Here is a 23653-nt window from a genome sequence, read left to right as displayed (position 1 = left end):
AGTATTCCATTATCTATTTTATTAACACTCTTTTTACTACACCAATCTAACATCACACTTAACATTTTAACTCTCGGTGGCTTAGCAGTTGCAGTTGGACGTCTCGTCGATGATAGTATCGTTGTCATTGAAAATATTTTTCGCCGTTTACAAAAGGAACCTTTCTCTAAAGATATTATTATCGATGCAACGAAAGAGGTTGCCGTCGCAATCACTTCTTCTACTTTAACAACGGTCGCTGTTTTTTTACCTATCGGCCTCGTATCAGGAGTAATCGGAAAATTAATGTTACCTATGGTATTAGCAGTTGTATATTCAATCCTTTCTTCTTTAATCGTCGCATTAACAGTTGTTCCACTTATGGCTTTTTTACTACTCAAAAAAACAAAGCATCGCAAGCCGAGCTCTTCACCACGATATGTAGCTACATTAAAGTGGGCTCTTTCTCATAAATTTATTATTCTACTAACTTCATTTTTATTATTTGCGGGATCAATCGCTGCATATATATTACTACCAAAATCGAACATAAAGTCCGAAGATGATACAATGTTATCCGTTAATATGACGTTTCCAGCTGATTATAATTCTGAATCTCAAAAACAAAAAGCCTTTGACTTCGAAAAGAAACTACTCTCTAATCCTGATGTAACAGATGTTATTTTACGAATGGGATCTAGCGCAGAAGATGCACAATGGGGGCAAACGACTAAAAATAATCTTGCCAGTATATTTGTAGTCTTCAAAAAGGGGTCTAATATCGACCAATATATTAAAGACTTAAAGAAAGATCATAAATCTTTTGAACCTGCCGAACTTGATTATATAAAAACGAGTTATTCAAGCTCTGGTGGGGGTAACAATTTACAATTTAACGTAACTGCTACTAACGAAACGAATCTAAAAAAAGCCGCTAACATCGTCGAAACAAAACTAAAGAGTATGGATGCTCTCTCTAAAGTAAAAACGAATTTAGAAGACTCTAAGAAAGAATGGCAAATTCATATTGATCAAACAAAAGCCGAACAATTAGGTTTAACCCCAGAATTAGCAGCACAACAAGTAGCATTCCTTATGAAGAAATCGCCTATTGGTGAAATTTCAATTAACAATGAAAAAACTACTATTATGATAGAGCACAAAAAAGAAAATATTAATAAACAAACAGATATTTTAAACGCAAACATACTGTCACCTATTAACGGACCAATTCCTTTAAAGGACATTGCAACTATTTCAGAAAAACAACTTCAAACAGAAATTTTCCATAAAGACGGAAAAGAAACAATTCAAATTACTGCTGAAGCCTCAAGTGAAGATTTAAGTAAAGTAAGCGCAGAAGTAAACAATGCGATAACCAACTTAGATTTACCTAGTGGAGCAAAAGTAAATATCGCCGGCGCCACTGAATCTATGCAAGAGAACTTCACAGATTTATTCAAAATCATGGGGATTGCAATTGGGATTGTATATTTAATTATGGTTATCACCTTTGGGCAAGCGCGTGCTCCTTTTGCAATTTTATTCTCCTTACCATTAGCTGCTGTCGGTGGTATTTTAGGATTAATCATTTCAAGAACACCTGTCGATATAAATTCTTTAATTGGCGCATTAATGTTAATTGGGATTGTCGTCACAAATGCAATTGTATTAATAGAAAGAGTGCAACAAAATCGAGAAAATGGCATGGAAACAAGGGACGCCTTACTAGAAGCTGGGTCCACGAGACTTCGTCCAATTATTATGACAGCTGTAACAACAATCGTTGCTATGCTCCCTCTCCTATTCGGTCAATCTCAAGCAGGGAGTATGGTATCAAAAAGTTTGGCAGTTGTTGTAATCGGCGGTTTGGCAGTTTCAACTGTTCTTACATTAGTAGTCGTTCCTGTTATGTACGAATTACTGGATAAAATCGGTAGAAAAAGACGTTCACGCAGAAAAATCAGTACTTCTACAGAAACACCTGATATTTAAAGTAAAAAGGCGTTATCTTCACGAATGAAGATAACGCCGTTTCTTTACTTACCCATATAATCCATCCTTCTTTTGCGCATATCGCTCTATAGGTTGACCAAAGTCTACAATAAGATATTCGTTATTTGAAGGTCTTTTACTCCCCCCTTTATATCCATTTCTTCTATATTAAAATACAAAAAGAACCCCCTACTTATAAATAGAGAGTTCTTCTTTATAACTTATGCCGCTTTTACCTTCTTCGTCGTTTTACTTTTTCTTTTCGTTCCTGTAAAACGCTTATGCAATACAGATGCTATCAAGCGTGAAATAACATTGAATAGTAATACCATAATAATTAATACAGCTGCAGATTTTGTCGCAATCAACTTCGCATCCGGGATAATCCCTTCAGAATTCAACTTCCAAATATGAACCGCTAACGTTTCAGCTGGTCTAAATGGATTTAAAGGATGCGCAGGACTTGAGAAGTCCGCTGCTGAATTTAAAATTGGAGATGTTAAACCCGCTGTGTAAATTAATGCCGCTGCTTCACCAAATATACGGCCAGCCGCTAAAATAACACCTGTAATAATTTGCGGTAATGACGACGGGATAATAATACGCGCGATCGTTTGCCACTTTGTCGCACCTAATCCAAGACTCGCCTCTTTTACATTATGAGGAACTTCTGAAATCGCATTTTCACAAACACGCGTTAAACCTGGTAAGTTTAAAATAGTTAAAGCTAAAGCACCACCCATTACCGTGTATCCCCAGCCTGTCATTGTAACGAACACTAACAAACCGAATAAACCAACAACAATAGAAGGTAAAGACGCCATTGTTTCAATACATAAACGAACAAAACTTAAAAATCGACCTTGTTTTGCATACTCCGCTAAATATATTCCAGCACCTAATCCAAGAGGAATAGATATAATAAGCGTTATAACAAGCATATAGAAGGAATTGAATAACTGCGGACCAATCCCACCACCAGCTCTTGTATTGCTTGGTTCTCCAAACAAGAAATTAGGATCCCAAAATCCCCATCCCTTTTGTAAAATTTCAAACACTAAGAACACTAGCAAAGCTACAACTAAAGCCGCAACCGCATAAAAGATACCTGTCCAAACTTTATTTACCGTTCTTGCATTCATTATTATCGCTCACCTCTTTGACCAATCGCTCGAATTACTAAAATAAACAGGAATGAAATAACAAGCAAAATCATCGCTAATGTCCATAGCGCATTGTTCCAAGCTGTTCCGTTCAATGTATTCGTCATATCCATTGTCAGAATACCTGTTAACGTTGCTGTTGGACTATATATTCCTTCTGGTAATTTAATCGTGTTCCCGATTACCATTTGAACCGCTAACGCTTCACCAAAAGCACGCGCTAATCCTAAAACTATACCTGTTAAAATCCCCTGTTTTGCAGCAGGAACGATCACTCGACTAATCGCTTGCCATTTCGTTGATCCTAGACCATAAGAAGCTTCTAAATAATCAAATGGAACAGAGCGTATTGCATCAGAAGCGATACTAGCAATAGTAGGTAATATCATAATACTTAGGACAATAATACCCGCAATTAAACTAAACCCCACTCCTCCAAACGAATCACGTAATAGTGGCACTAAAATCGTAACCCCTAATAATCCGTATACAACTGAAGGAATACCAACTAATAGTTCTAAAACAGGCTTCAATACTTTATTTCCGAACTTCGGCGAAATTAAATTCATGAATATAGCAAGAGCTATAGCAATTGGCGCACTAATAATAACTGCACCTATCGAAACCAATGTTGAACCTATAATAAAAATTACAGCTCCGAAGGTTCCTTCGTCAGCATTCGGATTCCATTTTGTCGATGTTAATACCTCAGTAAATGAGATACCACTTTGCGTAAAAGATTGTATTCCTTTACCACAAATAAACGCAATAATAGCTAATGTAACTAAAACAATAAAAATACCACAAAACGTAACGAGTGATCTTCCTATATATTCACTCTTTACGTAATTTATTTGTTTTTTCCCCTTCATCACAGGACAGACCCCACTTCATAAATTGAAATGAACAGGACTGACCTTGCAGCCAGCCCCATAAATTTTATTACTTATTTAATTTAGACATCGGAATGTAACCCATATCTTCTACTTGCTTTTCGAAATCTTTACCTTTTACATAGTCAATGTAAGCTTTTGTTGCTTCTTTTGCCTCACCTTTTGTTACCATGTACTCGTAAGACCAGAATGGATATTTACCAGCAGCGATGTTCTCAACTTTTGGTTCAGATCCATCAATTTTAACCGTTTGTAGCGCACCTTTTTTCTCACCAACCATGTAAGACATTGCTAAGTAACTCACTGAACCTGGAGTAGAGTTAATCGCTTGCTCTACAGCACCATTAGAATCTTGTGTCGTACCAGTTCCATCATTAATTTTCGCGTCTTTCATCACTGTCTTTTCAAAAGTAGCACGTGTACCAGATGAAGCTGGACGGTTAATTACGTTGATTTTTTCGTCTTTCCCGCCAACCTCTTTCCAATTCGTTACTTTTCCAGTGAAGATATCTTGTACTTGTTGTACTGTTAAGTTATCAACTTTTACATCTTTATTTACGACAAGCGCGAATGCGATACCCGCAACTTTGTTATCTACTAATTCTTTTGCTTTATCAGCATCTTTTATTTTATCTCCAGATGGAACATCCGAATTACCAATTTGTACTGCACCAGATGCTACTTGGTTAATCCCTGTTCCACTACCGCCACCTTGAACTTGAATAGAAACTTTTGAATTTTTCTCCATGAATTTCTTTCCAGCTTCCTCTGCAAGAGGTTGAAGCGCTGTAGAACCTGCAGCTGCAATCGTACCTGACAATTCTTGTTTTGCATTATCGCTTCCTTTAGCATTATCTTTACTAGCTGTATCTTCTGCTTTCCCACATCCAACTAATGCTCCTGCTACCACTAAAGCTGCTAAAGAAAATTTAATACCCTTTTTCATAACCATGTCTTGTACCCCCATTTGGATTATCACTTTTCACATTCGTCTACTTTTTTCGAACACAAATTCATTGTAGGACAACAATATTATGTGAGTGTTAAGCAATTTTTAATTTTAAGTAAATGGCGATAATAATCCTAAAAAGCTAGGAATCCCAACATTTGTAGTTAAAGAACCCAACAAAATCCACACTAAACGAGCTGTAATGTAAATTTATTCTTAATAATGTAAACTCAATGTAAATGTTTTTCTTTCTTTTCACCTTTTAGTTAAAAATATATTTACAAATCCACTATATTTTTAACTTTTACAATCTCATTTTATTTACATTAAACAGAATTTCAGTATTTTTTTTTAGTACAACTAAATAAATTGGAACAATTCTAAAAATAATTGAATATTTTTAAAGTACTAATTGACAGCATCATTCAATGTAGTCTACTATATTAGTAGCAAAAAGTTTACCTAAGGAAACTTTTTAAACTTAAACTAACAATATAGAGATGAGGTAACTTTTATGGTATCGGCTAATACAAGACCACTTTCTGCATTTAAAACAGGAGAGTTTGTACAAATTGAGAAGATACAATTAGAAGGAACTATGAAACGACGTTTATTAGATCTAGGGTTTATCCCTGGGGCAACGATTAAAGTATTACAGCGCAGTCCACTTGGAGATCCGGTCGCTTATCAAGTAAGCAATACAACTATTGCACTGCGTAAAGAAGAAAGCTCCCTTATTTTCGGGGTATTAATAGGAGATGATTTCAGATGAGCAACCACCGTATTGCTTTAGCTGGCAACCCGAATACCGGGAAAAGTACATTATTTAATACTTTAACAGGCTTAAAACAACATACTGGAAACTGGACGGGAAAAACTGTTTTAAAGGCCGAAGGGGAATATGAACATAACGGAAATAAATATACATTAATAGATTTACCTGGAACTTACTCACTATATTCAAACTCTGCGGATGAAGAAGTGGCGAGAGATTATATTATCTTTGAAAAGCCAGAAGTCACTGTAGTTGTTATAGACGCAACTGCTATGGAGAGAAATTTAAATTTAGCACTCCAAGTGATGGAAATGACGAGCAACGTAGTTATTTGTATTAACTTAATTGATGAAGCTGAGAAAAAAGGCATCGTTATTGATGAAAAGAAATTAGCAACATCACTCGGTGTACCGGTAGTAAAGATTTCAGCTCGAAACCGAATTGGTATCGGGCATTTACTAAATGTCATCGCTAAAGTAGCAAATAAAAAAATAATTCCAACACCAATTAAAATTACTTACAGCGAAAAAATCGAAAATATGATTCAGGAATTAGAACCACAAATTTATAAAGTGTTCGGTGATGCGTATCCAGCACGCTGGATTGCGTTACGTATATTAGATGGGGATAAAAATTTCTTAACTACACTTCAAAAACACCATAATGAACCACTTGTAAGGGAGGTCGTAATAAATGGAATCTCACTCAGCCAGTAAAGCTCTTCCATTGGACTATATTATTCAACATGCACAAACACTATCAAAAGAAGATATACGAGATGATATTGTCGGAGATATTTACCGAACATCTGCAAGCATATGTAAAGAATCTGTTCAATACACAAATACTGATAAATTGTATCGTTCCGAAAAACTAGATAAAATTTTCACATCTCCCATCTGGGGATTTCCAATTATGCTCGGTATTTTATCTATCATTTTTTATCTTACAATTGCAGGCGCTAACGTACCATCTGATATGATTGCTGAGTTCTTTGGATGGGTAGAAGGATATTTAACATCTTGGTTCCAAGCAATGCATGCACCTGAATGGTTACATGGTATTTTAATACTTGGTTTATTCCGTGGTATCGGTGCTGTTATTAGCGTTATGTTACCACCTATGGCAATCTTTTTCCCTATGTTTGCACTATTAGAAAACTACGGATACTTACCACGTGTTGCGTTTAATATGGATCGTTTATTTAAGCGATCTGGTGCTCATGGTAAACAATCTTTAACAATGGCAATGGGATTCGGTTGTAATGCAGCTGCCATTATGTCAACGCGTATTATCGAATCGCCACGTGAACGTATGCTTGCTATCTTAACAAACAACTTCGTTCCATGTAACGGTCGCTGGCCTATGCTAATTTTAATGGCTTCACTATTTATGGCTGCTGGTTATACAGGTAGTATGCAAACATTTGTTACTGCTGGCGTTGTAGTTGGAATGGTTGTAATTGGTGTTATTATGACGTTAACCGTTTCTTGGGTACTATCGAAAACAGCTTTAAAAGGTGTTCCAACTCACTACACACTTGAGTTACCACCGTACCGTAAGCCAAAAATTTGGAATACAATTGTACGTGCAACACTCGATAAATCCATCTATGTTTTAAAACGAGCTATAGTTGTAGCTGCTCCTGCGGCTGCATTAACTTGGTTACTCGCTAATATTTTCATCGGCGACACAAGCCTGCTTATGTATTTTGTAAACTTCCTAGATCCATTCGCTAAAACGTTAGGACTTGACGGCTTTATTCTAGCTGCATTCATTCTTGGACTACCAGCTAATGAAATTGTTATTCCGATTTTATTAATGTCTTACTTATCAACTGGATCTTTAACTGAAATAGATGATTTTAATCAGATTAAAAATCTATTCTTAGAAAACGGTTGGACTTGGTTAACAGCGTTAAACACAATGTTGTTCTCCCTTCTTCATTTCCCGTGCGGAACGACACTAGTTAACATATATAAAGAAACAAAAAGTGCAAAATGGACATTCTTATCGTTTGCAATCCCTACCGTTATCGCCATTGTTGTTACATTCCTCTCTACACAATTGGTACATTGGTTAGGGCTTGTATAAAGTGAAACTTTACTCAGTAGGGGCCTGTACACGCCCTCACTAATCAGGCGTGTACGGGTAGTTGACTTCCTATCTAACATCTTGTTCCCACCGAATTTTTTAGGTAAAAGTCTTACTGCCCATTAACGCGGGAGAAAAACAAAGCATATATAGAAGGTATCCCCCTCCACATATGCTTTGCGCGAAAGAAACCTGAAAATCATTCAGGTTTCTTTTTTTCTTTCCACGGCTGCGCCCCATACGTTGTGAGTTTTTTATGGATGAAGTATATGGTTCCCGGAAGAACCGCCATTAATATCGTGCAACTAATTCCTAATCCAGTAAACAACTTTCATCACCTTATTTCACTCTCTTCGGTAAAGCTGAGCCTGAATGTTCAATTATCGGATGAACATGAACAGTAATTTCAGCATCACTAAAATAATTCTGACCTTGATCCCAATTCTTACTTATTTTTTTCCACTCTTTATAATTATGTCTCTTATACACTTCCCCTAATTCTAATACATCTACCTTATATTTTTTTTGAACAAGCTTAATCGATTTTTGGATGCGTTTCTCCATTTTCTCCGAAATATCCTTCTCTAAACGCTTTTCATTCAAAACTTTTTTATGATCACTAAAGTGCAACTCCGCCAATGTGCCTTCCAGATATATGTGAATATCAAACTTTGGTTTTGTAGCATTCGTTGTAGATACTTTAATTTTCCGACGCAGCTTATGAATTTCATATGTAATAAGTTGATCCTTTTTACGAATGGTAAAAAAGCCTCCAATTTTTTTACCTATTATATAATTCATTCCTAATGTTTCTTCCCCACCCAAAATACCTACACACTTATTATCCTTCCCGCGAAACAACGCTGCCCCGTTCATTTGTACCCCTTGTTTTGTTAGTTCGAGAATAGGTAATACAAAACTCCGATTGGAAATCATCTTTTCCTGGACTTCACCAATTCTTGCAGCCTCAATCATTTGGGCATTTTTCGGAGGATGTTCAGCTAACATATCGATATACTGCGCTGGCAAATTTTCAGGCTTGGCACTCTGCTTTAAAATAGCTTCTGCATTTTTCTTCGAAACGAACAAACGAATATTCCTTCTCATTTCATGATCGCGAATATATACATCTAACGTATTTTGCAAAACATATGGATTCGCTAGTAAATCTTTAGAAAAAATAATCACTTGTATATGCGGAAAGAATAATGAACGACTAATTTTTTTGGCGATAATTCGGATTTGCTCAAAGACACTATCTGCTTTCGCACTAACATTAATATAATTTTCGCCATCTCCATCACCTTGTCCACCTTGTTGCGACAATTTACTGGGGAGTACCATCTGATACGTCCCTTTCATAATTGGATTTGCTTTCTTTGCCTTTACAATATCGTAAGCTGCACCTACTACAAATCCTCTTTCTTCTATTTCTTCTAACTCAGAGCACCCACTTATAGATCCAGCTAAAACCATAACCATTATTATTTTAAGAAGGTGTTTCATTTTTACCATTCCTTCTTTTTATTTTATATACAATAAAAACTAACAAAGGCGCTAACACGACAAACCCCATATCTATCCAAGCTAAATAAGTCCCATAACTTGACAATTTCTTCAAATTACTAGGTATCATATTCACCATAAAAATAATCGGGGCACTTACAAAAATGAAAATATGCTTCTTCACTTTCGGAAACATAGCACAAAATAATAAAGATGCGACGTCATAATACATTGCTGTCGTGTTATAAATAGTAATAATCCAAGTAGTAAAAAAAATTGCATCAAATCTTTCTAAAAACCCTCCGCCAATTTCAATTTCTTTTCCTAGTTCAATTGTTGGATATGTCAATCCACGTGTTGTCATATATGTAAAAACACTAATACAAGTTACATAAATTAAAATGTATGACAATACGTTCACCATCACCGCTTTTGCAACTGCCATTGGCGCTTTTTTCGCTGTTTTATCGTTCAACAACACAGCATAAAACAGAGCTACCTCAAATCCGATGAATGTAAAAATAGAATTTTTAACTCCTACAGCATATTGACTGACATTCGTTTGAAAAGCCGGTAATAAATTATCTATTTCCATTAAGTTCACATTCAATAAAGAAAGAAGCACTATCGCAATTAAAACAATTGGCAAGAATAGAACATTTAACCTTAATAAAGCCGCTCTCGATCCAGCTACTCCATAAATAACAACTAATAAGAAGAAGAAAGACAATAGCTGTATTGGTGTATCACTAAATAAATATGTTTGTGAAATAACCGCAATCATTCGCGATTCATATGCTGTCAAAGCTGCAAATGTTAATACTAAGATGCTACTAATTGTGTATGCAACAGGTTTCGTCAAATGCGCACTCGTATATTGAACAAAGTTTTGTTTTGGGAATAAAATAGCTACCCTCGTTACAAACCAACCTAAAACCGCACATATCAATCCACCCAAAAGTAAAATAATCCAACCGTCCGAAAATAAAGTTTGATCAGCAATATCTCTCGGCATAGACAATGCCCCTATACCAATAATGGTTGACGATACCGCAAACCCAATTTCCCGAGATCCAATCTCTTCATCGCCATACTCAAATGGTTTCAATTATTTTCGCTCCTTTGGACGTATTGTAGAATCTTTTGTTTGCAAATATTCCGGTCTCTCTTTCAACATCGATTTTGGCATACGAATAAGTTCTTCTTTCCAATCTTTATAAAATGCAGGAGCAATAGGCGTTGTATAAGGAATACCAACACTCTTTAAATTCGTAATATGAATCGCAAGTGAAATAAGAGCTAAAATGATTCCGTACAATCCAAAAGCAGTTGCTGCTAATACAAAAACAAAAAGTAAAATGCGAAACGTAATTGTAATGCTATATACAGGCAGTGAAAATGTAGCAATTGCAGTAACTGCAATAATAATAACTAAGAACGGGTTTACAATTCCTGCATTCACCGCCGCTTCCCCAATTACAAGACCGCCTACAATCCCAATTGTTTGTCCCATCGGTTTTGGCAATCTAATTCCCGCTTCTCGTATTAACTCCATCGTTAATGCCATCATTAATGTTTCAATATATGCCGGAAATGGTACCCCTTCTCTGGCTCCCGCAATAGAATAAGCTAGTTTAGATGGGATAAGCCCTTGATGATATGATACAAGTGCTACATACATAGCTGGTAGCAAAACTGCCATTATACCAGAAACCATCCGTAAAACTCTCAATAACGTTCCAATCACCCAGCGCTCATAATGATCTTCGACAGATTGAAAAATATCAACAAATACAAGTGGAGCTATAAGAGCAAACGGTGATCCATCCACCAAAATAGCCGCCTTTCCTTTCGCTAATGAAGCCACAATATTATCAGGCCTTTCCGTATTTAAAAACTGCGGAAAGGGTGACAAATTATTATCTTGAATTAATTGCTCAATCGTTCCCGTCTCAAAAATGACATCTGTCACTATGGATTGAAGACGCCGATCTAGTTCTTTTACAATATACGGGTTAATAATATCTTCTATATATACTAAGGTTACTTCTTTCTGCGATCGTTTCCCCATAATATAAGATTGAAACCGTAACTTCGGATCACGTAAACCACGGCGAATTAACATTTTATTTACATTAATATCTTCATTTAACCCAACTCTTGGTCCACGTATTAAATCTTCTGTCACTGGAGGCTCTAGACTTCTTTTCTCCCAAGCTCTACTGTTAACAACAATAGCCGTTTGAATATTATCAATTAATATAACTGTATCTCCCGCTAAAATCGCATTTATAATATCCGGAAATGTTGTTTTCATACCGACTTCTGCGATAGAAATAAAGCGATCCAATAACGTTTGAACAATAGCTGCTTCTTTTTGTATTTCTTCATATTGAAGCGTACGAACTACATATTTATAAACATTATCCTTATCTGTTAACCCACATAAAAAAATAACAGCGCAGCGCGTTAAACTGCCAGCAAGAGCAACTTCTCTAATTGTTAAATCATTAGGTGAACCTAACTCATCTCTTATTTTCTCCATAACTTCAAACAAGTTACCTTCTAACTCTAACAATTCCCCCACCTAACTTCCTTTTCAACAAGTTTTTAGTTAGATTCCGCTAATAGAAGAAAATATATACAAAAAAGAGCTATCTCTTTTCAAAGATAGCTCTCGTGCACAGGTTATTTTTCTACTATTATATTGTCTGTTTTTATAGATACTCTTTTCGTAATCCCACTCACTACAAACATCACAATCATATTCATTAATAATGCGATTATACCTACGTTTAAATCTTTTATATACTGCGGGAAACTCGGAAACATCGTAGCTATAGTAGAACCAGATAAAGTAATATATGCAACAACTAACAGACCAATCGCCATTCCTGCAATCGCCCCTTGCTTCGTAATAATTTGACGTGGAAACAAACTACATACAAGTGCAGGAAAAAGTTGCGTTACAATACTGTATCCCATTAAAAGGAGAGCTCCTATTGTTTCTCCTCCTTTAAATGTAAATAAAACTGCTATAAACGTTACTACAGGCACAAATAATTTTGCTACTTTAGCCACTTGTCTATCTGAAGCAGATGGGATCATCGTTCGGTAAATATTTTTCGCTAACAATGTAGACGCGGCCATAACAAGCATGGATGCTGGAACTAATGCCGTTAATACCCCAGCACTACCAATAATTCCAATAAACCAAGGATCAAAAGTTTGTAAAGCAAGACGGAATAATGAAAGATCTACATCTGCTCCCTTTAATCCAGGAACTTGCAGGATAGCAGCAAACCCTGCAAAAAATACGAAAAGTAAAACTAAAGAGTACAATGGCATAATTGCCGCATTTTTACGAAATACTTTTTCATTTTTAGCAGAGAAAGCAGAAGCAAATGTATGAGGCCACATATAAAAACCTAGGGCCGTTAATATAATAGTAGAAACAAACCAAGAAATACTCATCCCTTCTTCAGGTAAAGATAAAAATCCTGGTTTCGCAGCTTCTACAGCTTCGAACATTGGCTGAAACCCTCCGTAATAATGATACGGTAAATATATACCTAAAAACATAACAATAAACAGGATCATAATGTCCTTCAAAGCGGCTGTCCAAGCTGATCCATGTATACCTGAAACCATTACATATATAGTTATAACAATAGCGCCAATCCATACTGCAACAACAGGTGATACCCTTCCATAAGAAGCTTCTGAAACGATAATCCCCAATCCCTTCAACTGTAAAACAAGATATGGGATGATGGAAACAACACCAACAATTGAAACAATCAATCCAAGCGCTTTACTTCTATATTTCTTCGCAAAAAAATCTGGCTGTGAAACAAGGTTATGTTCTTTTGCATATTTCCAAATTGGCGGTAATAAGAAATACGATAAAATATAAGCTAGTGCGCCATAACCTAAAATATAAAAAGTAGGCGCTCCTTTACTATACGCCCATCCACTTCCTCCTAAAAATGTGAATGTCGTATAAATTTCGCCTGCCATAAGGAGAAATACGAAAATCGTTCCAAATCCTCTTCCTCCAACTGACCATTGCTCTAAATTCATATCTTTTCCACGCTGCGCCCGAATACCTAAAAATAGCGCTAGAAATAAGAATAAAATAATGATAAATAATGCTGTCATTCCATATCCCCCTTATTAGCAGGATCGAATACGTACACAACCCCCATACAAAGAGAGGTAATAAGCACCGATAATAATACCCAAAATAATAAAAATGGCATCCCTAGTACGTAAGGAGTGACCGAATTTGCAAATACTGGTCCAACTACTAAACAAAGAACGGGAATAAGTGCTAGCACGTGTATTTTCTTCATCTCATTCTCCTTTATTTATGAAATTCATAATGGATGATACAAACACTTCCACGCCAATCGGCAGTGCATCTTCGTCAATCGTAAAACGAGGATGGTGATGAGGATATATAATTCCCTTCTCTTTATTTCCTGCTCCGATAAAAAAGAATGTCCCTGGTGCCTTTTGTAAAAATGCTGAAAAATCTTCTCCAGCCATCGTTGGTTGTAAACGAACAATCCTGTCTCGTCCATAAAGTTGCAATGCCGTGCGTTCAATAAGCTCTGTAACTTCATAATCATTTACAACTGGTCGGTATCCATATTCATAAGAAAATGTATATTTCGCTCCGTAAGATTCTGTAATATACTTTACAATCCGTTCAATCTTCCCCTCTGTTTCTTCTCTCAACTCATGCCTTAAACTCCGCACTGTCCCTTCAATTTCCGCTTGTTCTGGAATCACATTATGGGTTGTTCCGGCATGAAATTGCGTAACAGATACTACGAGAGAATCTAACGGATTCGTGAGGCGAGATACAATTTGCTGAAGTTGTGAAACAACTTGTGTACCGATTGCAATACTATCAATAGTTTCATGAGGGATTCCAGCATGCCCACCCTTGCCCTCAATCGTAATTTTAAAAACATCCGGCGCAGCCATTGCCGCACCATAAATTACACCTATTTTACCAACCTCTAACGACGCCCACAGGTGAGCACCAATAATATAATCCACACCTTCCATTACCCCCGCTGCAACCATTTCCTCTGCGCCACCAGGAAAATTTTCTTCTGCATGTTGGAATAGAAAACGAATCTCCCCTTTAACCTTCTCTCTTTCCTCTACTAACTTATGTACCACACCAAGTAATATCGCCATATGTCCATCATGACCACATGCATGCATCACACCTTGATATATCGAAATAAAATCAAAATCATTTTCTTCATGAATAGGAAGAGCATCCATATCAGCCCGGACCGCAATTGTTTTACCGGGCTGTTTACCTACTAACTTTGCCATCACACTATATTGAGTCGGTCGTGACACTTCTAAATATGGGATTTTTTGAAGTATGTCGAACACAAACTGCGATGTTTTCTCTTCTTGAAAAGATAACTCTGGATACTTATGAAAATGCCTTCTCCACTCAACCAACTGATTTTTTGACAAAACAAGTTCCTTTGCAACATCCATTTCTCTTCTCTCCTTCTTCACCAAGTTAAATGTTATTATAACGCGAATTATTAACTTTTAAAAGAATATTCTAAATTTTCCGTTTTATAGACTTAAAAATAAAAAGCCATCTAAAAGATGACTTTTTCCTTATTACAAAATAGTAATTGCTTGTTTTCCCATTTGCTCCCAAGCTTTCTCAAATTCCGCTCGTGGAACAGCCAAACGTGGATTGTTTTTAAGAGGATCATTTACATATACAAAGTTTTGATCATATCCAATTACTACTGCACTATGCTCATAATATGTAATTTTCACTTCACCTGAACTCGTATTCCATGTTTCAAAACTACTTTCAGCTAGTGGCTTAAACGTTGTATTAATAATGACCCATACTGGAGATCCAGAACTAATTACTTTATATATATCTTGCATGTCTCTACCTGTTAAATTAATTACTTTTTCAGGAACATATTTTTCTGCTAAATTAAAGATTGGTTGATTATATACACCATATCCAGGTTCAGCCTTCGTATAAATGTTTCCAACGAATCCCTCATAAGGATTTCCACGCAAACCATTTTGTTCAAATGGAACACGATGGATTTCGCTAGCAAGCTGCATCTTATCTACTTGTACACCTTTATATTGCAGTAACATAGCCAAACTTGTCACTTCACATCCACGAGGTAATTCTGGTAATTGTTTTATAAATGGAACATCTTCAATCATAGCTGATTCTTTCATTTCAGATAGAAAATCTAAGCGTAGCACTTGCGCCTTTTGTATAATTTTATCTTTCCCTATAAAAAACGCGGTCGCAAGTATAATCCCAAAAACAAAAAGATATTTTAACTTTTTCATTATAAACAAAACTCCATTAATTATTATTTTACAGACACAACTCTTATCATTGTACCCTTCTTCTAACTAGTTTGCTAGAAAGATTCTGTGAATTATTATTCACATTTATATAGTTATAAAATTCTAATTATTTTTAATAAAAAGAAAAAACAATATACTTTTTCGGAACATTTTGCTAAAATCGAAATTATTAACATAGTGAAGATATAACCTTGTTAATAAACATTCTTAGAGTATTTAGTCATAGTTCGTTTTTTACATACTCCATTCATTTCATAACAAATAAATTGAGTATGTGTCACATCCCCCGCTAATGATTAAACACTCAGAATGAAAACCAGTTAATACATACAAGAAAATAACGGGGTGAGGGGCATATGAATCAACAAGTAGAACAAACAAATTTAAAACGTACAATGAAAAGTAGACACTTATTTATGATCGCACTTGGTGGCGTTATTGGAACTGGACTATTTATGGGATCTGGTCAAATCGTCCATAACGCTGGACCTGGTGGTGCAATTCTTGCATTTTTAGTCGGTGGATTTGTTATGTATTTAACGATGTTATGTCTTGGTGAATTATCCGTTGCTATGCCAGAAGCAGGTTCGTTCCAAAGCTATGCAAGCAAATTTATTTCACCTGGTTTTGGATTTGTTGTCGGTTGGATGTATTGGTTAAATTGGGCTGTTACAGTTGGAGTAGAGTTAACAACTGTAAGTATTTTAATGAAACGATGGTTTCCAGACGTTTCTTCGTGGATTTGGTGCGTTACATTTGCAGCAGCACTTTTTCTTGTGAACGCTCTATCAGCAAAGGCATATGCAGAAACAGAATTTTGGTTCGCAAGTGTAAAAGTTGCAACAATTGTTATTTTTGTCGTACTTGGTGGTGCAGTTATGTTTGGTCTACTAGACTTTAACGGAAAACCCGCTCCAATGCTTCACAATTTCACTGAAAATGGCGGTCTATTTCCAAATGGTGCATTAGCTGTTCTTCTTACAATGATTACAGTAAATTACTCCTTCCAAGGAACAGAATTAATCGGAATTGCTTCAGGAGAAAGTGAAAATCCTGAAAAAACAATTCCAAAAGCAATTAAAAACACAATTTGGCGAACTCTATTCTTCTTCGTCCTAGCAATATCAGTTGTTGTAGGGTTACTCCCATGGCAAGAGGCTAATCTAGTCGAAAGTCCATTTGTACTTGTATTTGATGTAGCTGGTGTTCCATATGCAGCAGACATTATGAACTTTGTTATTATTACAGCCGTATTATCCGTAGCTAATTCTGGTTTATACGCAAATTCTCGTATGCTTTGGGCGATGGCAAAACAAGGAATGGCAAGTCCAGCTTTTACGAAGTTAACTAAAAAAGGGGTACCACTGAATGCACTCATTTTCAGTCTTATTTTTGCAAGCCTTTCTTTATTAACAAGCGTGTTTGCGGCAGATACTGTCTTTCTAGTTTTAACATCTATTGCAGCAATGGCCGCCGTTGTCGTTTGGATGTCAATCGCGGCTTCACAGTTTTTCTTCCGTAGAAATTTCGTAAAAAATGGCGGCGACATAAATGACTTAAAATATCGTACACCGCTCTATCCAGTAGTTCCAATCGTAGCGTTCTCACTCAACTTTATTACATTTGTTAGTTTAGCTTTCATTCCAGATCAGAGAATTGCTCTTTATTGCGGAATTCCATTTATGATTATTTGCTACATTTTATACCAAGTTAAATATAAAAAAGTTGTCACATTTGAACAGAAAAAAAGTATAACTCAGGGAATAAACTAAATATACAAAATATTCAGCTATCTTTCTTATAATAAGATAGCTTTTTTCTATTTATTGGATATCTTGGTATAACTTTATTTATCTTAAAATTTTCACAATCACGTTTTTTTCTGGAAAATAGTTTACAATATAATCAAGTTACAAATGATATTCACCTTAAAAAGTGTGCATTTGTGTCTATTTTTTAACAATATCTCAAAAACTATTGCCTTCTATAAATTAATAGGTTTATATTGTTTTATTGGCATAGTTTCAATCCAAGGAGAAAGGAGATTTTCAATCGTGCAACTAAAGAAAGCATTTTGGAAGTTGGCTTCGCTTCTTCCGTTATCATTACTTCTGTTCCTCGGTGGCTGTGATAAGAAACTCGCAGTATTAAATCCGCAAGGACCTGTTGCAAAAGCACAGTATGATTTAATTGTTTGGTCATTCTTGCTTATGTCATTAATTATCGCAATTGTATTCATCCTGTTTACAGTCATCTTGATTCGTTATCGTGAAAAACCAGAGAATATGGACTACGAGCCACCTGAACAACACGGTAACACATTATTAGAAATTATTTGGACGCTTGTTCCTGTTATTATCGTTATCGCATTATCGATCCCAACAGTAAAAGCAACTTATGCTTCGGAAGAGGTTCCGGAAGAGTCCAAACATATTAAACCAGTTGAAATTTATGTTACATCTGCAAACTGGAAATGGTTATTCAGTTACCCAGAGGAAAAAATTGAAACCGTTAACTATTTAAACATCCCAGCTGGTGTACCAATTCAATTCAAACTGACTTCTGTCGGCCCAATGAATGCTTTCTGGGTACCAGAACTTGGTGGTATGAAGTACACAATGGATGGCATGATTATGGATCTTTATTTACAAGCTGACAAGCCAGGTTCTTACCTAGGCCGTAGCGCGAACTTCTCTGGTGAAGGATTCACTCACATGGAGTTCGAAGTTGAAGCAAAAACAAAAGAAAAGTATGACAAGTGGGTAAAAGAAGTACAACAAACTGCTCCTAAACTAACAGAAGATAAGTACAACGAAATTGTTAAACCTGGTGTAGTTGGTCGTATGACATTCTCTAGTCATCACTTAAGTTATGTAGATCCAAAATCACTTGAATATTGTGATTACAACTACTACAAAAACAAAAAATAATAGCTATTATTCCAACAGATTGGAGTGAACACAGTGAAGCTTGATGAATTCTTTGTCACAGGTGACCCGATTATTTACGGTGCAGACGCTTCTATCGTTCTTGTGACATTAGCAATCATTTTCGTACTAACAAAGTATAAAAAATGGAAGTGGCTTTGGGATGAATGGTTGACAACTGTTGACCATAAAAAAATCGGAGCCATGTATATTATTTCTGCGGTTATCATGTTATTCCGTGGTGGTATGGATGGTTTAATGATCCGTGCACAATTAACATTCCCAGAAACAACTTATTTAAACGCTGAACACTATAACGGAATCTTTACAACACACGGTACAGTTATGATTCTTTTCATGGCGATGCCATTCGTTATGGGATTAATGAACCTTGTAGTACCATTACAAATTGGTGCTCGTGACGTTGCATATCCGTTCTTAAATGCTTTAAGTTTCTGGTTATTCTTTGTCGGAGCAATGTTATTTAACATCGCTTTCGTAATCGGTGGTTCTCCAGACGCTGGGTGGACTTCTTACTTCCCAATGGCAGGTACAGAGTTTACTTCTGGTGTAGGAAACAACTACTACGCAATTGCATTACAGATTTCAGGTCTCGGTACGCTAATGACCGGTATTAACTTCCTTGTTACTATCTTAAAAATGCGTACACCTGGTATGACTTTAATGAGAATGCCAATGTTTACTTGGTCAATCTTAATTACAACAATTATCATTATTTTCGCTTTCCCAGTATTAACAGTTGCTCTTGCATTAATGACATTTGACCGTCTATTCGATGCTCACTTCTTTACGATGGCGAGCGGCGGTATGCCGATGTTATGGGCCAACCTGTTCTGGGTATGGGGTCACCCTGAAGTATATATCGTTATTTTACCGGCATTCGGTATTTTCTCTGAAATCATTAGTACATTCTCACGTAAACGTCTATTCGGTTACAGTGCGATGGTATACTCAATGGTTGCAATTTCTTTACTAAGTTTCGTCGTATGGCTTCACCACTTCTTCACGATGGGTGCAGGTCCAGCGGTTAACTCATTCTTCTCGATTTCGACAATGGCGATTTCGATTCCAACCGGGGTTAAGATCTTTAACTGGTTGTTTACACTGTATAAAGGACGTATTCGTTTTACAGTTCCAATGCTTTGGTCATTGGCATTTATTCCAAACTTCGTAGTCGGTGGGGTTACAGGGGTTATGCTTGGAATGGCGGCAGCTGATTATCAATACCATAACAGCTACTTCCTAATTGCTCACTTCCACTACGTATTAATTGCAGGTACAGTATTCGCTATGCTTGCTGGATTCACATTCTGGTATCCAAAAATGACTGGTCATATGTTAAATGAACGCCTGGGTAAATGGACATTCTGGATCTTTATGAGCGGATTCAACATCTGTTTCTTCCCAATGTACTTCTTAGGTTTAGACGGTATGACTCGTCGTATGTACACTTACTCTGAAAGTCTTGGATGGGGATGGCTAAACCAAATCGCATCTGTTGGTGCGGTAATGATGGGTATCGGCTTCCTACTTCTTTGCTACAACGTAATTTGGAGTGCACGTCACGGTGAACGTGACACAACTGGAGATCCATGGGATGGTCGTACACTTGAATGGGCAACTCAATCTCCTGTACAACATTACAACTTCGCGAAGCTTCCTGAAATTAAAGAAGCTGATGCTTTCTGGTACATGAAAAAACGCGGAGAAACAGTTACACCAGCAGCAGAAGATTTAAAACCAATTCACATGCCAAGTAACTCTGGTGTGCCTATTATTGCGTCTTTATTCTTCGGTCTTGCAGGTTTCGCATTAGTATTTAGCTGGTTCTGGCTTGCAGCAATCGGCGGCGTTGGTATTTTAGCTTGCTTAATCTATCGTTCATTCGATTACGACGATGGTTACTACGTAAGTGTTGATGAAATTAAAGAAACAGAACATATAGCATGAGAGGTGAAATGACATGGCGGCTTTAGATAAAAGCTTACCTTTGGAATATCAATCCGAACAAAGCAGATTGAATATCCTAGGATTCTGGATTTTTCTTGGGGCTGAAATTATGCTGTTCGCAACACTTTTCGCCTCTTATCTAGTCCTTGCTGGTCGTACGGCAGATGGCCCAACTCCAGCACAACTGTTTGAACTTAAAACGCTTTTAATTCAAACATTACTACTTTTAACAAGTAGTTTCACATGTGGTATCGTAATTCACGAAATGCGTAAGCACAACCAAAAAGCAATGCTTGGATGGTTCATCCTTACATTACTTTTAGGTGCAGGTTTCCTATTCTTTGAAATCGAAGAGTTCATTATGTACATCGGTGAAGGCGCAACAATTCAAACAAGTGCGTTCCTATCTGCATTCTTCGTTCTTCTTGGAACGCATGGTGCCCACGTAACAGGTGGTATCATTTGGGCAACTTGTGTTATTATCCAAATTTTAAAACGAGGTTTAACACCAGTTACAGCTCGTAAAGTATTCATTATCAGCTTATACTGGCATTTCCTTGATCTTGTTTGGGTCTTTATTTACACACTAGTTTACTTGAACGGGATGGTGGCGTAAATGGGTCAAAATAACAACCAAGCAAACGGGCATGCGCATAGCGGATTCCCTTGGTCACACGTTTTCGGATTTATTTTATCGCTTGCACTAACGTTTCTAGCGTTATACGTGGCACTTTACACAACATTGCCACTTTCAACAGTCTTAACAACTATTATCATAATGGCTGTTGCGCAAGCTTTATTACAATTAATTATGTTCATGCATTTAAAAGAAGGAGAAGGAAGAGTCCAAATTCTTACAATGATATACAGTTTCTTCGTTGCAACTGCAACAGTTGGTTTAACTGTATGGATCTTCTTCTCAATGTAATGTACATGAAAAAGACTGCTGAGATTCCTCAGCAGTCTTTTTTTATTCCCCCTCCCCTATTACATCCACATTACGGCATTAACAGCAGAATCATGAAAAATATACTTATTATGACAAATGTTAAGAAAACTCTTTCTTTATGAAATCGAATCCATATGCGTTGATTTTCTACCTATTATATGGCTAAATAGGTACTATATTTATTTGAAGGGAGAGAACGCAATGGAACATCATACTTCTGTTCTATCACTTATGGTTGTAGTTGCAATCGCGTTTTTCGTTCCCCTTTTGTTACAACGCTTTAAATTAAAAGCACTTCCTGTCGTTGTTGCAGAGATCATCGCAGGAATCTTTGTAGGTAAAAGTGGGTTTAATATTATTGAGCCAGATATGTGGCTCCAAGTTTTATCAACACTAGGATTTATCTTCCTCATGTTTTTAAGCGGGTTAGAAATTGACTTTTCTATTTTTAAACAAAAAGGGAAAAAAAGTACGAAAAACGAACCGAACACATTCCAAGCAGCAAGCATTATTTTCTTGTTTATTTTCATCTTATCTTATGCCCTATCATTACTATTCGTATGGCTAGGATTTGTAGATAATGCAATGTTCATGACTTTAATTATTTCAACTATTTCTTTAGGTGTTGTCGTACCAACATTAAAAGAGAATAACTTAGGAAAAACCGCAATCGGACAAATCATTTTATTAGTCGCTGTTATTGCAGACTTAGTTACAATGATTTTACTCGCTGTATTTGTCGGATTAAATTCTGAAAGCGGCCAAAGCATGTGGCTCCTACTCCTTCTATTCGGAGCAGGTATCATCATTTACTTTATTGCAAAACGCTTCAAAAACATCCCATATTTAGATAGCTTAAAAGCTGGTAGTGTACAAATTGATACTCGAGCTGTTTTTGCACTTATCTTAATTTTAGTAGGGTTATCTGAATCTGTTGGTGCAGAAAATATTTTAGGTGCCTTCTTAGCAGGTGTACTCGTATCGTTATTATCACCAAATGAAGATATGGTTGAAAAACTTGATTCCATCGGATACGGTTTCTTCATTCCTATTTTCTTCGTAATGGTTGGTGTAAATCTAGAAGTCTGGTCTATTTTTAAAGAACCTTCTAGTATGCTAATGATCCCAATTTTAATTGTAGGACTCTTTATTTCAAAACTTTTACCATCACTCGTCCTACGTAAATGGTATCCGCGTAATATCGTACTCGGAAGTGCCATCTTATTAACATCAACACTTTCCTTAGTTATTGCGGCGGCACAAATTGGTGAAAAACTAGGAATCATCAGCCCAAGTTTATCCGCTTCTCTTATTTTAAGTGCAGTTATTACTTGCATTTTTGCACCTATATTATTTAAAAAGATGTTCCCAAAAGTGGAAACACCAAAACCGAAAGTATCTATTATTGGCGCGAGCAGAATTACTCTTCCATTATCACTTGATTTAAAACGAGAAGACTATGATGTAACGCTATATATGATGCGCCAAAATAAAATAAATGATGAGGAAGCGAAATCACATGACTTCCCTATCGTGAAATTAGATGATATTACAATTGAATCATTAACTGAACGAACAGCATTTGATGCAGATCGCGTTGTCGTTGCAACAAGCGATGATGAACAAAACTTATTATTAGCAGAACATGCGAAAGAACTAGGTGTTGAACATGTCATTGCAAGTGTAGAAGATCCACTTCTACAAGAAAAAGCAACACAAGAACATATCGCTGTATTCTCGACTATTAACTCTACACGGATTTTATTACGTGCTCTTATCGATAAACCGAGTCTCGTTCGTTTAATTACAACAGCGAACGAAACAGTACGTGAAGTTGAACTACGTAGCAATAAATATAACGGCATCGAGCTTCGTCGCCTTCCATTTTTAGGTGATGTACTTGTCATCCAAATTTACCGAGGTAATAAAGCATTAATACCGCATGGTGATACGAGGTTACAACATGGTGACACACTGCTTGTAACAGGTTCAAAAGAACATATTAATACACTAAAAAACATATTAGAATAGAAAATGCCCCTCACATAATTGAGGG

The 23653-nt window shown here is 36.4% G+C and carries 20 protein-coding genes (1 of these 20 running past the window's edge); 10 read left to right on the top strand and 10 right to left on the bottom strand.

Annotation, left to right across the window (positions count from 1 at the left end; genetic code table 11):
* Positions 1-1974 carry the 3' portion of an efflux RND transporter permease subunit gene (locus MHH42_RS03665; protein ID WP_000375557.1) on the top strand. 1071 nt of this gene lie to the left of the window's left edge, so only the last 1974 of its 3045 coding nucleotides appear in the window; its start codon lies beyond the left edge, outside the window; its stop codon occupies positions 1972-1974.
* A gap of 221 nt (positions 1975-2195) precedes the next feature.
* Here MHH42_RS03665 and pstA read toward each other — a convergent pair whose 3' ends face one another.
* The 3 genes from pstA to MHH42_RS03645 all read right to left on the bottom strand — a co-directional run bounded on the left by pstA (position 2196) and on the right by MHH42_RS03645 (position 4982).
* Positions 2196-3116 (bottom strand): phosphate ABC transporter permease PstA, encoded by a 921-nt coding sequence (pstA, locus tag MHH42_RS03655; RefSeq protein ID WP_000994143.1) that lies wholly within the window; start codon positions 3114-3116, stop codon positions 2196-2198.
* A gap of 2 nt (positions 3117-3118) precedes the next feature.
* Complete coding sequence (gene pstC / locus MHH42_RS03650; protein WP_000676684.1) at positions 3119-4009, bottom strand: phosphate ABC transporter permease subunit PstC; 891 nt, start codon at positions 4007-4009, stop codon at positions 3119-3121.
* Positions 4010-4079: 70 nt separating this feature from the next.
* Positions 4080-4982 carry a phosphate ABC transporter substrate-binding protein PstS family protein gene (locus tag MHH42_RS03645; RefSeq protein ID WP_000245100.1) on the bottom strand — a complete coding sequence of 301 codons (903 nt, stop codon included), beginning with the start codon at positions 4980-4982 and terminating at the stop codon, positions 4080-4082.
* A 511-nt stretch (positions 4983-5493) separates the two neighbouring features.
* Here MHH42_RS03645 and MHH42_RS03640 point away from each other — a divergent pair.
* The 3 genes from MHH42_RS03640 to MHH42_RS03630 are packed head-to-tail and all read left to right on the top strand — an operon-like array spanning position 5494 to position 7848.
* Entirely contained in the window at positions 5494-5751 is a 258-nt protein-coding gene (locus MHH42_RS03640) for a FeoA family protein (protein ID WP_000252995.1), read from the top strand.
* A complete protein-coding gene (locus MHH42_RS03635) occupies positions 5748-6470 on the top strand; it encodes a FeoB small GTPase domain-containing protein (RefSeq protein WP_016107569.1) in 723 nt (240 codons plus the stop codon). The genes MHH42_RS03640 and MHH42_RS03635 overlap by 4 nt, the downstream gene beginning before the upstream one ends.
* On the top strand, positions 6448-7848 hold the full coding sequence (locus MHH42_RS03630; RefSeq protein WP_016107568.1) for a nucleoside recognition domain-containing protein: 1401 nt from the start codon (positions 6448-6450) through the stop codon (positions 7846-7848). The genes MHH42_RS03635 and MHH42_RS03630 overlap by 23 nt, the downstream gene beginning before the upstream one ends.
* Before the next feature lie 339 nt (positions 7849-8187).
* Here the strand turns inward: MHH42_RS03630 and MHH42_RS03625 are convergent, their stop codons facing one another.
* The 7 genes from MHH42_RS03625 to MHH42_RS03595 all read right to left on the bottom strand — a co-directional run bounded on the left by MHH42_RS03625 (position 8188) and on the right by MHH42_RS03595 (position 15729).
* Entirely contained in the window at positions 8188-9354 is a 1167-nt protein-coding gene (locus MHH42_RS03625) for a Ger(x)C family spore germination protein (protein WP_016107567.1), read from the bottom strand.
* Entirely contained in the window at positions 9338-10462 is a 1125-nt protein-coding gene (gerLB, locus tag MHH42_RS03620) for a spore germination protein GerLB (RefSeq protein ID WP_000801990.1), read from the bottom strand. Before gerLB ends, MHH42_RS03625 begins: the two co-directional genes overlap by 17 nt.
* Entirely contained in the window at positions 10463-11941 is a 1479-nt protein-coding gene (gerLA, locus tag MHH42_RS03615) for a spore germination protein GerLA (protein ID WP_098643559.1), read from the bottom strand.
* Positions 11942-12042: 101 nt separating this feature from the next.
* Complete coding sequence (locus MHH42_RS03610; protein WP_000125691.1) at positions 12043-13515, bottom strand: sodium:solute symporter family protein; 1473 nt, start codon at positions 13513-13515, stop codon at positions 12043-12045.
* Positions 13512-13709: a DUF3311 domain-containing protein gene (locus MHH42_RS03605; protein ID WP_000719867.1), complete on the bottom strand. Its 198-nt coding sequence runs from the start codon at positions 13707-13709 to the stop codon at positions 13512-13514. The genes MHH42_RS03610 and MHH42_RS03605 overlap by 4 nt, the downstream gene beginning before the upstream one ends.
* Position 13710: 1 nt before the next feature.
* Positions 13711-14886 carry an amidohydrolase gene (locus MHH42_RS03600; RefSeq protein WP_070174244.1) on the bottom strand — a complete coding sequence of 392 codons (1176 nt, stop codon included), beginning with the start codon at positions 14884-14886 and terminating at the stop codon, positions 13711-13713.
* 132 nt (positions 14887-15018) lie between these two features.
* A complete protein-coding gene (locus MHH42_RS03595) occupies positions 15019-15729 on the bottom strand; it encodes a C39 family peptidase (protein WP_000734495.1) in 711 nt (236 codons plus the stop codon).
* A gap of 377 nt (positions 15730-16106) precedes the next feature.
* Between MHH42_RS03595 and MHH42_RS03590 the strand changes: the two genes are divergently transcribed.
* From MHH42_RS03590 to MHH42_RS03565, 6 genes are all read left to right on the top strand, one after another.
* Positions 16107-17522: an amino acid permease gene (locus MHH42_RS03590; RefSeq protein WP_001076086.1), complete on the top strand. Its 1416-nt coding sequence runs from the start codon at positions 16107-16109 to the stop codon at positions 17520-17522.
* Between the two features lie 282 nt (positions 17523-17804).
* A complete protein-coding gene (locus MHH42_RS03585; protein WP_001176160.1) occupies positions 17805-18680 on the top strand; it encodes a cytochrome aa3 quinol oxidase subunit II in 876 nt (291 codons plus the stop codon).
* Between the two features lie 33 nt (positions 18681-18713).
* A complete protein-coding gene (qoxB, locus tag MHH42_RS03580) occupies positions 18714-20648 on the top strand; it encodes a cytochrome aa3 quinol oxidase subunit I (RefSeq protein ID WP_000762376.1) in 1935 nt (644 codons plus the stop codon).
* Positions 20649-20661: 13 nt separating this feature from the next.
* Positions 20662-21264: a cytochrome aa3 quinol oxidase subunit III gene (gene qoxC, locus MHH42_RS03575; protein WP_000729314.1), complete on the top strand. Its 603-nt coding sequence runs from the start codon at positions 20662-20664 to the stop codon at positions 21262-21264.
* Positions 21265-21576 (top strand): cytochrome aa3 quinol oxidase subunit IV, encoded by a 312-nt coding sequence (gene qoxD, locus MHH42_RS03570; RefSeq protein WP_000531386.1) that lies wholly within the window; start codon positions 21265-21267, stop codon positions 21574-21576. It abuts the gene before it with no gap.
* 222 nt (positions 21577-21798) lie between these two features.
* On the top strand, positions 21799-23628 hold the full coding sequence (locus MHH42_RS03565; RefSeq protein ID WP_000399997.1) for a monovalent cation:proton antiporter family protein: 1830 nt from the start codon (positions 21799-21801) through the stop codon (positions 23626-23628).
* The last annotated feature ends 25 nt before the right edge of the window (positions 23629-23653 follow it).

It is taken from the genome of Bacillus sp. FSL L8-0099, from assembly GCF_038006385.1.
Lineage (GTDB): Bacteria > Bacillota > Bacilli > Bacillales > Bacillaceae_G > Bacillus_A > Bacillus_A toyonensis.
Note: the sequence above shows the minus strand (reverse complement) of the source record. Positions and strands in the feature narration are given on the sequence as shown.